This is a genomic window from Pedobacter vanadiisoli (assembly GCF_042684385.1).
GTDB lineage: Bacteria > Bacteroidota > Bacteroidia > Sphingobacteriales > Sphingobacteriaceae > Pedobacter > Pedobacter vanadiisoli.
The window spans coordinates 40,413-53,414 of the sequence record NZ_JBHULL010000014.1 but is presented as its reverse complement, the minus strand read 5'-3'; the positions used below and the strand labels follow the sequence as shown (position 1 = coordinate 53,414).

Here is a 13,002-nt window from a genome sequence, read left to right as displayed (position 1 = left end):
GTTAATAAATCGAATATTATTGACAAAAAAAGTCGTATTTTTTATCTTAAGCCTATATATTTGGGTTTTTTGATACAATTATATACACAAAGAATGGTTCCGAAAGGTAAACTCATCATCATTGGTGGCGCAATAAACACCGGTAGCTTTGCAGAAACGCAATTCGGGCTACCTGAAAACATGAACTTTTTTGAGCGTGGAATTTTAAAACGGATTACTACGGAATCAGTTAGGGATACCCAATCACGTTTCGAAATTATCACTACAGCGTCATTAATGCCCGAAAAAGTTGGCGAAGAATACATCAAGGCTTATGCACAGCTGGATGTACATAACCTGGGTGTATTGAATATTACCAATCGTGAGGAAGCCAATTCTGATGAAAATTATGAACGGATCAAAGCGGCCGAGGTAATTATTTTTACCGGGGGCGATCAGCTCCGTCTTTCTTCTATTTTTGGGGGTACAAAAACCCACCAGATTTTGCTGGAAAAATACAGAAATGAACCGGTGGTAATTGCAGGTACGTCTGCAGGAGCAGCAGCAAGTTCCAAAAATATGATTTACCAGGGCAGCAGTAAAGATGCTTTACTTAAAGGTGAGGTTAAAATTACCGGCGGATTAGGTTTTATTGACGATGTTATTGTTGATACGCACTTTGTTCAACGCGGTAGAATAGGACGTTTATTATATGCTGCAGCCAGCAACCCGGGTATTTTGGGTATTGGCCTTGGCGAGGATACGGGCTTATTCATATCTAATGGACATACCATGGAAGCCATTGGCTCGGGCATGGTTATTTTGGTTGATGGCCGCAACATGGCCGATACGAATTTAACCGATGTAGAAATGGGGCAGCCGGTTTCCATCAAAAACATGGTGGTACACGTAATGTGCGATGGCGATGTTTATGATTTAAATGACCACAGTTTGGTGATTCACCACCCTAAGGTTGTTCCTATAGTTTAAGGTTTAGGGCGTAGGGTTTAGGGTGTAAGGCCTGGGCCTGGTGTTTCAAATCTCATAAATCAAGGTTTAGGGCATAAAAGGTCTGGCATCTAGTGCCTTATCTCTCAAATCTCCATACTCAACCCAAAAAAAATGAAACTTATCATACATGGTGGCTTTTTTAGCGAATCGTCTACCAATCAGGAAACAAAAAAAGCAAAGCAAGATGCTTTAGCATCGATTGTTAGCCTTGGTCATGAATACCTGAAAACACACACGGCCTTAGAAACCGTGGTTTATACCGTTGCTTTACTGGAAGATAACGAGTTGTTCAATGCAGGTAGTGGCTCGCAGATCCAAAGCGATGGGAAAGTGAGGTTAAGTGCAGCCTTAATGGATGGCAAAACCGAAAAATTCAGTGGTGTGATCAATGTAGAGGATGTTAAAAACCCAATCCAGATTGCACAGCAACTTTTAACTTACGATGACCGCGTTTTAAGCGGCGAGGGTGCACAGCAATTTGCCCGGAATAATGGTTTTGAATATTTTAACCCCATCTCGCCACAACGTCAGGCTGAATACGAAGCAAAGTTGAACCAAAGAAATAATAAAGGAACCGTAGGTTGCGTGGCCCTTGATGCAAACGGAAATTTAGCTGCGGCCACCTCAACAGGAGGTAAGGGATTTGAAATACCCTGTCGCGTAAGTGATTCGGCAACTGTTGCAGGGAATTATGCCAATCAATATGCGGGTATTTCATGTACAGGGGTAGGCGAAGATATTGTGAGCGGCGCTTTGGCGGCTAAAATCGTTACGCGTGTTACCGATGGCTTTTCTTTAAAAGATGCATCGGATAAATCTTTTGCCGAATTAAAGGCTTTTGATGGTTTTGCAGGCATTATAGGTATCACTGCTAATGGCGAAATATACCATTGCGATTCGCATCCTTATATGGTTTGGGCATCTTTTGATGTTAATTTACAGATATTTAGCTAAAATTAGAATTAAAGTATTATTTTTGTTGCATGACCAAAATTGTACTGGCTTTAATCGGCCTTTTTGCATCATTACAACTTCAGGCTCAAAACATAGACAGATCGGAAATCCAGGAACCTAATGGAGGTAGCGCAATCAATATAGCGGTATCCAAATTTGACCTGGAAGACGGGAATTCTTTTTTTGAAGAAGCAGAAGATTTAGAGCGAAAAGGCGATTATAACGAGGCCCTAACATTATTTGGAAAAGCGGCTTTCGAGTATAACTCGGTAAAGAATTTCAATAGGTACGGGCAGGCCATCATTAAAATGAGCAACATGCACTACCAATTGGGCCGTTACAACGATGCAGAACAGATACTCCTAAATGTTGCTCTAAAAAATTATTCAAAGACGGGCAATCGTACCGGTATAATGAATACCTATAACCTTTTGGGCAAAGTTTACCTCGCCAATACCAAATATACCCAATCGATGTGGTTTTTCACCCAGCAGGGCATATTGGCAAAACAATTAAAAAGTAACAATGCCTATATCGAATCCATCCTGGGTATTGTTCAGGTTAAAATCAAAAAGAAAGATTTTACACTTGCCCTAAGGGATTTAAAATCTGCCGAGTGGCTGGCCAATTCGATCAAAACCACCCAGTATAAAACGCAGATCAAAGATGCCAGGGAAATAATTGCCAGCAAAACCGCTACCAAAAAAGTAAATCCAAGCTAAAATACGATAGCTTAATCTCCTCAAAATTTCATTTTACCTTCCTTAACAGGCATAAATACGTCTGTATTTGGTCAAATTTCGGGCAGTGCGTAAAACAAAAAATAACACCCAACGTTTTCACTAAGAAATTGTTAAATAAAAAGCTTTTAGCTAGATTTGAGAAAGTTTTAACAAGAGACAGTAATAATGCTGTCTCTTTTTTGTTTTTTTGCTAAAATGGTATCATATTGGCTATATAGAATTGAAAATGGATTTTAAATCATTTAAAGAGATGTTAAAGAGAATATTTTTTGTAATTTTTACCGGAGCTGTACTTGCCTGCCATGCCGCACCTAAACCTCAGCCGGTAGTTGAGGGGATTACCAATATAAAGCCTGATCAGCAGCAGCAGCTCGTGATCAAGGAAGTTGTGAACCTGATCGAAAGTTATAATTACAAGAAAATTCAGATCAACGATTCTATATCATCCATCATTTTGGACAGGTACATCAAATCATTGGATCAGGGCAAAAATTATTTCCTTGCATCTGATATCAAAGAATTTGAAAAATACAGGTACACTTTGGACGATGACTTTAAAAATGGTGATCTAAGTGGCCCATTTTATATTTATAATGTATATGCCAAAAGGCTGAATGATTATTTCAGCTATTCCCTGGCGCAGATTAAAACCAAATTCGATTTTAACCAAAACGATACCTATGTATACGACAGGGAAAAATTGCCCTGGGCAGTTTCTTCTGCCGCTTTAAACGATACCTGGAAAAAAAGGGTTAAGTATGAACTGATCAATCTTAACCTGGCCGGAACCCCTGAGGCAAAAAACGTAGAGACTTTAACCAAGCGTTACCAGAATTTACAGTCGCAAACCTCTAAAATGAATAATCAGGATGTTTTCCAGATTTTAATGGATGCATTTACCGAATCTATCGATCCGCACACCAATTATTTCAATCCAACCAACGCCGCAGCTTTTAATGAAGATATGTCGCGCTCTTTCGAAGGTATCGGCGCCCGTTTACAGTTAGAGAATGAAGTGGTTAAAATTTCGGAGATCATTGCAGGCGGCCCCGCTTTTAAGGGTAAGCAATTAAGTGCTGGCGACAGGATTATTGCCGTAGCACAGGGCGACGGGGAATTTGTTGATGTAGTGGGATGGAGACTGGATAACACCGTAGCTAAAATTAAAGGTCCGAAAGGAACCAAAGTACGTTTAAAAGTAATCCCGGTGGGGAAAGAAATGTCGTCTAAACCGGTAATCGTAGAGTTGGTACGCGATAAAATTGTACTTGAAGAAACTTCTGCCAAGAAAAAGGTAAAAACCATCAACAGTAATGGTAAGGATATTAAAATAGGTATCATCACCCTGCCTGCCTTCTATGCTGATTTTAAAGCTGCAAACGCTGGTGATAAAAATTATAAAAGTACCACACGCGATGTAAGAAAGCTGATCGATTCGTTAAAGAATTACGATAAAGTAAATGCCATTGTGATGGATTTACGCGGAAATGGCGGTGGTTCTTTAGTTGAAGCTATATCACTAACAGGGCTGTTTATCGACAAAGGTCCTGTAGTACAGGTAAAGGATCTGCGTGGCAAAATTGAAGTAGATGAAGATGAAAACAGCGGTGTTGCCTGGGATGGTCCTTTTGGCGTAATGGTAGATCGTTTAAGTGCATCTGCTTCTGAAATTTTTGCCGGAGCAATTCAGGATTATGGTCGCGGTATTATTATGGGTAGCCAAACCTATGGTAAAGGTACAGTTCAATCTTCTATTGATTTAAACAAATTGGTAAACCCGAGTATGTTACAAAGGGTAGCTGGCTTAATATCCAAAGATAAAACTGTAGGAACATCGCCGAGCAGTACCAGTGCAGCAGATATTAATTTAGGTCAGATCAATTTAACCATGGCCAAATTTTACCGCGTAGCAGGTAGCAGTACACAGCACAAAGGGGTAACTCCCGATGTTGTTTTCCCTTCAATATACCCAATGGATAAAATTGGTGAAGATACAGAGCCATCTGCTTTGCCTTGGGATGTAATTCCAAGCTCTAACTTTAAGGCGGTGGCCAATTTAGCCGCTGTTAAAGCACAGCTGATGAAAAACAGTGAACAGCGCATCGCAAACTCTTTGGATTTCAAATACCTTAAACAGGATATGGCTGACCTTAAAAAACGCGATACAGAAGTTTCTGTAACCTTAAACGAAGCCAAACTTAAAGCAGAACGCGATGCCCAGGAAGCCAAAACCCTGACCAGACAAAATGAGTTACGTGCTTTAAGAGGATTACCTGCAATTAAAAAAGGGGATAAGGTGACCAAACAGGATGCTTTCGATTTCATTGAAGATGAATCGTTAAAAGTAATGGGCGATTTTATGCAGCAATCTGGCAACTATGTGATGAACTTAGGTGTGTTGCCAAAGAATAATTAATTCAGAAATAATATCATTCAAAACAAAAGGCCGCTTTAGTTTTAGCTAAAGCGGCCTTTTGTTTTATAAAAAAACCACCGGTTTGATAGGCAAGGTACCTCTCAAACCGGTGGGGTCTAAAATACTTAATTCTTTCCGGTAGGATCGTTCTGCTTACTTAATTGCATGGCCATCATCTCTTTCATGGTTTTGTTCATTCCCTCAGTACTACCATCTAAAAAGATTACATTGCCTTCGCTATATTCTGCAAACTGCTTAATGGCCTCTGTCCACATGGTAAATAAAATTACAGAGGTATCCAGGTTAGCCTGCTGCATTTCATGGGCAGCATTGGTCATACCTTTTGCAACTTCCTCCCTAAACAGTGCAATTCCCTGTCCTCGTAACTGGGCAGCCTCACGTTCGGCGGTAGCAGCAATTTTAATCGCATTACCATCTGCTTCGGCAGCTTTGGTTTTAGTGATCAATAATGCCTGACCTTCGTTTTCGGCTGCTGCCTTTAAATTGTTTGATGCTACCACGCGGCTCATCGAGCGCATAATTTCTTCATCAAAAGTAATATCGTTCAGCTGAAGATCCTGCAGGTGGTAACCCCAGCCATCTAACACCTGATCTATCTGTTCTTTAACATGAAGCACAATTTCATTACGTTGCGCCAGTACATTGGCTTGCTTTTGTGTAGCGACGTAGGCACGGATAGAACCTTCAATAGTCCTGATTAATGCCTGCATTAAGTTGGTCGCATCTACGAACTTAAAAGCTACATTTTTAATGGTTTCTTCATCCTGGTTAATTACGGAATAAAGCAGCATAGCCTTGAAGTAAACATTCGCCTGATCTTGTGTTACCGCCTGAAACGATAGCTCTACAGAGCGGTTTTGGATGGATATCCGCGAATAAATCTGCTCTATTAAAGGGATTTTAAAATTTAAACCTGGTCTTAACAGCCTTTGGTACTTACCAAAAACGGTAACAACCGCAATGGTGCCCTGTTTAACGGTAACGAACGAACTTAGCAGTATAATAACCCCTATCACTACTAAAATGTAAACGGTGTATTGCATAATTAGATTTTTTTTATGAAGTTATAAAAAATAAACGCAATTAATACAGCCTGCTAAAAGAGGTTAAAATATATTCAAATCACGGACTGTATACGAAATCATAGGGCAATTGTTCTGCAAGCCGTCGATTGCCCATATTACCTGTCATCACTAAATCATTAGAAGTTACAAAACCTGCAGGATCAACAACAACACCTTCTTTATTGTTTAAAAACAAAAGAGTTTTCAGCGTAAATACTGATGGCTGTCCAAATTTATAGACCAGGCTTGATTGAGCTAATTTTTCAAGCATTTTTTCGTCACGTTTATATACTACCATCAGCGTATCGCTGAATTTAAAACGCATTTTATCCTCTACCGGATCAAAAGTCAGGAACTGTTTATAATCAACCCTCGTAGTATCCCATTTTAAAATGTCTCTTTGTTTTAAAATGCGTTCATAATAACGTGCAGAATCGGGATTATCAGCTAGCTTAGACAAGGTTTCGCCAGCTGCCATTTTACTTGCTTTATATTGCTGAACAGTTTTTAAAACTTTTTCCCTTTCGAGATTTTTTACAGAGGTATAGCGATATACCTGAAAGTTTTCTGCTTCAAGTGTCCTGGTATATAAGCTTCTGTAAAAATGCATTTGCGAACCCAAATAGTTAATGGCCTGAGCCATCTTTCTCTTTTTGTTTGGTTTATTATCAAACTCATCATAATATGCAAGAGTGCTGTAGAGAATATTATCGTTATTAAAACTATAAACAAATTGGTACAAATCGATATGCAGCTGGCAATTCATAATGCTATTCCAAATTAAAATAGGCTTGCTTGCGGTTGCTTCTAGGTAATGTTCATTTTCATTGTAAAAGAATCTAACGTCTTCGGGATTCAGTATTTTACAATAAAGCTTATAGCGAGGGTCGCTACCAAATAAAAGTCCGGAAAAGAAGCTTCCCCATCTTTTCCAGTCATTTTTTCCTGCGCTCACCGTTACTTCTAAGAGGCTATTTTCCTTTTCACTTAAAAGTATCGTATAATTTTTGATGTTACTCTCGATGTTGATAACCTTGGTCTGATAACCAACTGCTGAAACTACGAGATCATGATAAAGTCTTTTAGCTGATATTTTAAAAACGCCATTGTTGTTGGTGGCTTCACCGATTTGAGTATTGTTAAAATAGACACTGGCTCCGGGTATAGGATGTTTAGTGGCGGCATCTAAAACCTTACCCTCAACTATACTTTGGGCAAAAGCGAGTTGAATAATAGTAAGAAAGCAGCAAATAGTGTATAAAGCAATTTTTTTGATAAGCGTATAATTCATGAGAAAATAAGTTCGTTAGTGTTTGTATCATTTGTGTACAGAAAATTACGGTTTTAAATGGCAAACAAAAAGGTTTTTTTTTTGTCTTATGTTAAAAAACAGATCATGAACGTAAAACGCACTTTCGGAACGATATTAACCATATTGGGCATTATCGGTTTAATTTATGCCGGGTACGGTTTTGTAAACCATAGTCAAAACACGAGGGGATTGCTGGTTTATGGAATAATCGGATTAATTTTCTTTGTATCCGGAATCGGGCTGGTAAAGAATACCAAGGATGAGAGTTAGGAAACCTTCTCCATAAAAGAAAAAGTGTAACCGCCGCTTCTAGAAGAGTGGCGGTTATTTTTGTTTCTTTTTCTGTTTGATGATCTGGTATTGACTAAAAGCAACCAGGCAGCCTGCTAAAATGATAATCCCCGCAGACAACAAGTTATCTGGGTTTTGATTGATGTAATATGCAGCGGCCAAAACTAAAAGCGCAGCTGCAATTCCGATTATATAATGAATGATTAATCCTGTTTTCATAAGGCAAATATTCTGAAATTAAATGATATTGATGTCGCAGAAAACTAATCTTTTAAACTGATTTTATTGTGTTCAAATTTTAGCTGATGACCGGTAAAATCAATATCCGTTAATTCTTTTATTCGCCTAAAAGCCCTGTGGTTATCATCAATGGTTAAACGGTTAATTTTATCCTGCTGAATGGATACCACATCTGCATATAGAAAATTGCCCTGGGCATTAATTTTTAGCTGGAGCAAAGGGGCTATACCATTGTTCCCCTTTAAGCTGAACATGCCATAGGTACAGAAATTACCCAAACTGTAAGCGATAAATTTATTTTTATACACTTCAACGGCCCTGGGTACATGTGGCCCATGCCCTAAAACTACGTCGGCACCCGCATCAATCACGGCGTGTGCAAAGGCATAAACGTTACCCCTGTTTTCTTTGTAAAAGATCTCGTTTTTGCGGGGAACATGTTCAAACCTGGCTCCTTCACCTCCACCATGAAAAGAAACAATTACAATATCGGCCATTGTTTTTAAACGCGAAACCAAAGCTTTTGCACTGTCGATCTTGTTAATGGAAACTGTATTTTCGTTAGGTGCAAATGCGCAAAAGGCATATTTAACACTGTCTTTTTCAAAAACCTCGTAAGGTTTATTTACCTGCCCGGCATAATGAATCTGCAAGGAGTCCAATATCCGTGTGGTGTTTTTTCTTCCCCTTGCATCAAAATCGCCCACATGGTTATTGGCAATACTTAACACATTAAATCCGGCTTGTTTATATATGCCGGCATAACGCTCAGGCATTCTGAAAGCGTAGCAACTGTTTGGATTAATACCGTTACATTTATTCGAACTGCCTGCATTCAGAAAACAACCTTCCAGGTTCCCAAATACAATATCGCCTTTTAATAAGCTGTTTACAGCCTGAAAGCTGTTTAAGGCATCATCCGGCGGAAGATTGGTTTTGGATGGGAAAGCAGAGCCAAGCATAATATCACCAACTGCGGTTATTGATATTGTATCCTTTATTTTCCTGCTTGCTGTATCTTGTTTTACAACCGGTGTATTAACCTGTGCATTATTACTGGTGCAACTGATTAAGATTACTACGGTAAAGGCTGCTAACATTAAGGTATTGAAAAACTTCATTTTAGATTTTTGCGGGATAAAAAAAATCCTCCAAAATTTCTTTGGGAGGATTCTATATTTTTTTATTAACTGTTAACTGAAACCGTCAACTGCCAATTTGAATTATTCTACTGTAAATTCTTTCTTGAACGATTCAAGCACGCGCCCACCCTTATAAAAATACCGGCTGTAATATGGTTCGTTCAGGTTGCTGATTACTACTCCTCGTGAGCTGGATGCATGTGCAAATCTATTATCGCCCAGGTAAATACCCACGTGTGAAATACTCCTGCTTTTAATCTTAAAGAAAACCAGGTCGCCTTCTTTTAAATCTTCTTTTGATAAGGGATCTACCATGCTAAAAATATCGCGCGAATTTCTTCTGATGGTAGTGTTGAAAACTTTATCGTAAATTGCTTTAGTAAAAGCTGAGCAATCGATTCCTCTTTTGGTATTTCCGCCATAACTATATGGTGTTCCGATCCACTCGTATATAAATTTGTAGAGTTTTAAATTCGAAGTCGCGTCTACCGCAACACCCATCACCTGCGAGAAATATTGCGATGCAAGATTATCAGGGTCGTTTAACTCTTTACCAGATTCTTTTGTTTTAGTTTGCGCAAATGCGGTTGAGAGCGTGCAAATAGCGATTAGAGTAGAAAACAAAAATTTTTTAATCATGTTATACAGTTATGTTTGGGTATTCACTTACACATTAACGTACACCACATGGGCTTATTGTTGGTTGCCAAAAGTATTAATTATACAAATGTTATCCAAATGTTAGGTGTTAAAAAACAAAAGTTATTAACATTTTAATTTTATTACGCCACTTTTTTAGCCAATAATACCCACAAAATCAGTTTTGTCACAAAATTTTTTCCTTTTTCCAGGCTTGTTAAAGAACAAAGCTGGGCAGTATTTTAAATTAGGTAGATAAGGTTATACACAAAATTAAATTTCAGGATAATTTAATTCCGGATTACGATAAAGGGTGTTGTTTTAATTATAAAAAATCGGCTTTGAATCTTGTTAAAAACAGAAAGACCGATTCCGCATCCTATTCAATTGTAAAACAAGTGTTAAATGTAATTTTATGCCCGGGAATATGATGTTTTTCCACCCGAAAGTGCCAAAAATTACAATAAAAAAATTAGATTTGCTGTCGCAAAAAAACAAATACCCTAAAATGAGTGCAGTAGAAATAAATAAAGATACCTGGTTAAAGTGGTTTGAGTCGATGTTGCTGATGCGTAAATTCGAAGAAAAAACTGGCCAGTTATACGGACAACAAAAAATACGTGGCTTTTGTCATTTATACATTGGACAAGAAGCTGTAGTTGCAGGTGCTATATCTGCAATGAAAAAAGGCGATTCGATGATTACTACCTACCGTGATCATGCTCATGCTTTGGCTTTAGGTGTTAGTGCAGATAGCATTATGGCCGAAATGTATGGTAAAGCTACCGGCTGTTCTAAAGGTAAAGGTGGTTCAATGCACATGTTCAGTAAAGAGCATAACTTTTATGGTGGCCATGCCATTGTTGGTGGTCAGATTCCACTAGGTGCTGGTGTTGCTTTTGCAGAAAAATATAAAGGAACAGACAATGTAAACATTTGTTATATGGGCGATGGCGCTGTACGCCAGGGTGCACTAAACGAAACATTTAACATGGCCATGTTGTGGAAATTACCCGTAGTTTTTGTTTGCGAAAACAATGGTTATGCGATGGGTACTTCAGTACAACGTACTACCAACATGACCGATATCTATAAAATTGGTTTAGGTTTCGATATGCCTTGCGCTCCTGTTGACGGAATGGATCCGGTGGCCGTTCACAATGCCATGGATGAAGCAATCCAACGTGCGCGTAAAGGAGAAGGACCAACTTTCTTAGAAATGAGAACTTACCGTTACCGTGGTCACTCGATGTCAGATCCGGCAAAATACCGTACTAAAGAAGAGTTAGAAGATTACAAAGCAAAAGATCCTGTTGAATTAGCCAGAGAAACTATTTTGAGAGAAAAATATGCAGATCAGGCCTGGATTGAAGAAGTAGAAGCCAAAGTTAAAGCTACAGTAGATCAGGCAGTAAAATTTGCCGAAGAATCTCCTTGGCCAGATGCATCTGAATTATATAAAGATGTATATGTAACTGAGAACTACCCTTACGTAATAGACTAATATTAATAAGATTTCAATTAATTAGATATAATGGCTGATGTAATTAAAATGCCCAAAATGAGCGACACCATGACCGAAGGGGTTTTGGCGAAGTGGCATAAAAAAGTGGGCGATAAAGTGAAAAGCGGCGATGTTTTGGCAGAAGTAGAAACTGACAAAGCAACAATGGATATGGAATCTTATTGGGATGGTACCCTTTTATACGTTGGTGTAGAAGAAGGTCAGGCTGTTCCGGTTGATGCCATCATGGCCGTTATCGGTAAAGAAGGTGAAGATTATAAAGCAGCTTTAGCTGCTGAGCAAGGTGCAGAAGCCCCTAAAGCAGAAAGCGCAGCTCCAAAAGCTGAAGAGAAAAAAGAAGAAGCTGCACCAGCTCAGGGTGGTGGCTTAAGCGAAGAAGAATTAGCAGCAAAAGGCGTAACGGTAATCCGCATGCCTTTATTAAGCGATACCATGACTGAAGGCGTAATTGCCGAATGGCATAAAAAAGTGGGCGATAAAGTAAAGGATGACGATGTTTTAGCTGACGTAGAAACCGATAAGGCTACTATGGAAGTGATGGGTTATGCAACCGGTACTTTATTACACATTGGTGTAGAAAAAGGTCAGGCGGCTAAAGTTAACGGCATTATTGCCATTGTTGGCCCTGAAGGTACCGATATTAGCGGTATTTTAGCCGGAGGAGCGCAAAGCACAAAGCCGAAAGCCGAAAGCGAAGCACCAAAAAGCGAAGAAGCACCAAAAACAACTGCTGATGCAGGCTCATCTGCACCAGTTGCACAAAGCTCATCTTCTGATAGCCGTGTAAAAGCATCTCCTTTGGCGAAGAAAATTGCTAAAGAAAAAGGAATCGATTTATCGCAGGTTGCAGGTAGTGCCGAAGGTGGCCGTATCATTAAAAAAGATATCGAGAACTTTAAACCAGCTGCTGCACCACAGACAGAAGCGCCGAAAGCAGGAAGTGCACCAGCTGCAGCTCCGGTAATTCCGACTTTTGTTGGTGAAGTTAAATTTACTGAACAACCGGTTTCGCAAATGCGTAAAGTAATTGCAAAACGTTTGTCAGAAAGTTTATTTACAGCGCCACATTTTTATTTAACCATTAGCATTGATATGGATAATGCAATGGCTGCCCGTACCGCAATCAATGCGGTTGCCCCTGTTAAAGTTTCTTTCAACGATATCGTAATTAAAGCGGTAGCCGTTGCCTTGAAAAAACACCCTGCTGTTAACTCATCGTGGGGTGGTGATAAAATCCGTTTCAACGAACATACCAATATCGGTGTAGCCATAGCTGTTGAAGATGGCTTATTGGTGCCTGTAGTACGTTTTGCAGATGGTAAATCTTTATCGCACATCTCTGCTGAGGTAAAAGATTTTGGTGCTAAAGCAAAAGCTAAAAAATTACAGCCATCAGATTGGGAAGGATCTACCTTTACCGTATCAAACCTTGGAATGTTCGGTATTGATGAATTTACATCAATCATCAACTCTCCTGACGGGGCAATTTTATCAGTAGGTGCAATTCAACAGGTGCCTGTAGTTAAAAACGGTGCCATTGTTCCTGGTAATGTGATGAAATTAACTTTAGGTTGCGATCACCGCGTGGTTGATGGTGCAACCGGAGCACAATTCTTACAAACCTTAAAAGGTTTATTAGAAGAGCCGATCAGGTTATTGGCCTAA

At 39.2% G+C, this 13,002-nt stretch carries 12 protein-coding genes; 7 read left to right on the top strand and 5 right to left on the bottom strand.

Translation table 11 applies throughout. The annotated features are described in order from the left end of the window. Positions 1 to 69 precede the first annotated feature (69 nt). From ACFSR6_RS16575 to ACFSR6_RS16560, 4 genes are all read left to right on the top strand, one after another. Positions 70 to 969, top strand: coding sequence for a cyanophycinase (locus ACFSR6_RS16575; RefSeq protein ID WP_379080818.1), 900 nt, complete (start codon positions 70 to 72; stop codon positions 967 to 969). A gap of 132 nt (positions 970 to 1,101) precedes the next feature. Beyond that, positions 1,102 to 1,944 carry an isoaspartyl peptidase/L-asparaginase gene (locus ACFSR6_RS16570; RefSeq protein ID WP_379080816.1) on the top strand — a complete coding sequence of 281 codons (843 nt, stop codon included), beginning with the start codon at positions 1,102 to 1,104 and terminating at the stop codon, positions 1,942 to 1,944. 29 nt (positions 1,945 to 1,973) lie between these two features. Next, the gene (locus ACFSR6_RS16565; protein ID WP_379080814.1) at positions 1,974 to 2,666 is read left to right on the top strand and encodes a tetratricopeptide repeat protein; all 693 of its coding nucleotides are present in this window, start codon (positions 1,974 to 1,976) and stop codon (positions 2,664 to 2,666) included. 271 nt (positions 2,667 to 2,937) lie between these two features. Beyond that, positions 2,938 to 5,103, top strand: a complete 2,166-nt coding sequence (locus ACFSR6_RS16560) for a carboxy terminal-processing peptidase (protein ID WP_379080812.1) — start codon at positions 2,938 to 2,940, stop codon at positions 5,101 to 5,103. A gap of 125 nt (positions 5,104 to 5,228) precedes the next feature. Here ACFSR6_RS16560 and ACFSR6_RS16555 read toward each other — a convergent pair whose 3' ends face one another. Both ACFSR6_RS16555 and ACFSR6_RS16550 read right to left on the bottom strand, forming a co-directional pair. Further along, the gene (locus ACFSR6_RS16555) at positions 5,229 to 6,167 is read right to left on the bottom strand and encodes an SPFH domain-containing protein (RefSeq protein ID WP_343522518.1); all 939 of its coding nucleotides are present in this window, start codon (positions 6,165 to 6,167) and stop codon (positions 5,229 to 5,231) included. Positions 6,168 to 6,246: 79 nt separating this feature from the next. Continuing rightward, positions 6,247 to 7,479, bottom strand: a complete 1,233-nt coding sequence (locus tag ACFSR6_RS16550; RefSeq protein ID WP_379080810.1) for a carboxypeptidase-like regulatory domain-containing protein — start codon at positions 7,477 to 7,479, stop codon at positions 6,247 to 6,249. Positions 7,480 to 7,584: 105 nt separating this feature from the next. On the opposite strand from ACFSR6_RS16550, the gene ACFSR6_RS16545 reads away from it, so the two are divergent. Then, positions 7,585 to 7,770, top strand: coding sequence for a hypothetical protein (locus tag ACFSR6_RS16545; protein WP_183767038.1), 186 nt, complete (start codon positions 7,585 to 7,587; stop codon positions 7,768 to 7,770). A 54-nt stretch (positions 7,771 to 7,824) separates the two neighbouring features. Here ACFSR6_RS16545 and ACFSR6_RS16540 read toward each other — a convergent pair whose 3' ends face one another. From ACFSR6_RS16540 to ACFSR6_RS16530, 3 genes are all read right to left on the bottom strand, one after another. After that, the gene (locus ACFSR6_RS16540; protein ID WP_183767037.1) at positions 7,825 to 8,010 is read right to left on the bottom strand and encodes a hypothetical protein; all 186 of its coding nucleotides are present in this window, start codon (positions 8,008 to 8,010) and stop codon (positions 7,825 to 7,827) included. 44 nt (positions 8,011 to 8,054) lie between these two features. Further along, entirely contained in the window at positions 8,055 to 9,152 is a 1,098-nt protein-coding gene (locus ACFSR6_RS16535; RefSeq protein ID WP_379080807.1) for a CapA family protein, read from the bottom strand. Positions 9,153 to 9,254: 102 nt separating this feature from the next. Then, positions 9,255 to 9,812 carry a C40 family peptidase gene (locus tag ACFSR6_RS16530; protein ID WP_379080805.1) on the bottom strand — a complete coding sequence of 186 codons (558 nt, stop codon included), beginning with the start codon at positions 9,810 to 9,812 and terminating at the stop codon, positions 9,255 to 9,257. A 508-nt stretch (positions 9,813 to 10,320) separates the two neighbouring features. On the opposite strand from ACFSR6_RS16530, the gene pdhA reads away from it, so the two are divergent. After that, positions 10,321 to 11,316 (top strand): pyruvate dehydrogenase (acetyl-transferring) E1 component subunit alpha, encoded by a 996-nt coding sequence (pdhA, locus tag ACFSR6_RS16525; RefSeq protein WP_183767031.1) that lies wholly within the window; start codon positions 10,321 to 10,323, stop codon positions 11,314 to 11,316. A gap of 30 nt (positions 11,317 to 11,346) precedes the next feature. Then, positions 11,347 to 13,002 carry a 2-oxo acid dehydrogenase subunit E2 gene (locus tag ACFSR6_RS16520; RefSeq protein WP_379080803.1) on the top strand — a complete coding sequence of 552 codons (1,656 nt, stop codon included), beginning with the start codon at positions 11,347 to 11,349 and terminating at the stop codon, positions 13,000 to 13,002.

Coding starts and splice junctions, on each gene's coding strand:
- ACFSR6_RS16560 (WP_379080812.1), top strand. CDS start 2,938: ATGTTAAAGAGAATATTTTTTGTAATTTTTACCGGAGCTGTACTTGCC.
- ACFSR6_RS16530 (WP_379080805.1), bottom strand. CDS start 9,812: ATGATTAAAAAATTTTTGTTTTCTACTCTAATCGCTATTTGCACGCTC.
- ACFSR6_RS16535 (WP_379080807.1), bottom strand. CDS start 9,152: ATGAAGTTTTTCAATACCTTAATGTTAGCAGCCTTTACCGTAGTAATC.
- ACFSR6_RS16555 (WP_343522518.1), bottom strand. CDS start 6,167: ATGCAATACACCGTTTACATTTTAGTAGTGATAGGGGTTATTATACTG.
- ACFSR6_RS16540 (WP_183767037.1), bottom strand. CDS start 8,010: ATGAAAACAGGATTAATCATTCATTATATAATCGGAATTGCAGCTGCG.
- pdhA (WP_183767031.1), top strand. CDS start 10,321: ATGAGTGCAGTAGAAATAAATAAAGATACCTGGTTAAAGTGGTTTGAG.
- ACFSR6_RS16545 (WP_183767038.1), top strand. CDS start 7,585: ATGAACGTAAAACGCACTTTCGGAACGATATTAACCATATTGGGCATT.
- ACFSR6_RS16570 (WP_379080816.1), top strand. CDS start 1,102: ATGAAACTTATCATACATGGTGGCTTTTTTAGCGAATCGTCTACCAAT.
- ACFSR6_RS16565 (WP_379080814.1), top strand. CDS start 1,974: ATGACCAAAATTGTACTGGCTTTAATCGGCCTTTTTGCATCATTACAA.
- ACFSR6_RS16520 (WP_379080803.1), top strand. CDS start 11,347: ATGGCTGATGTAATTAAAATGCCCAAAATGAGCGACACCATGACCGAA.
- ACFSR6_RS16550 (WP_379080810.1), bottom strand. CDS start 7,479: ATGAATTATACGCTTATCAAAAAAATTGCTTTATACACTATTTGCTGC.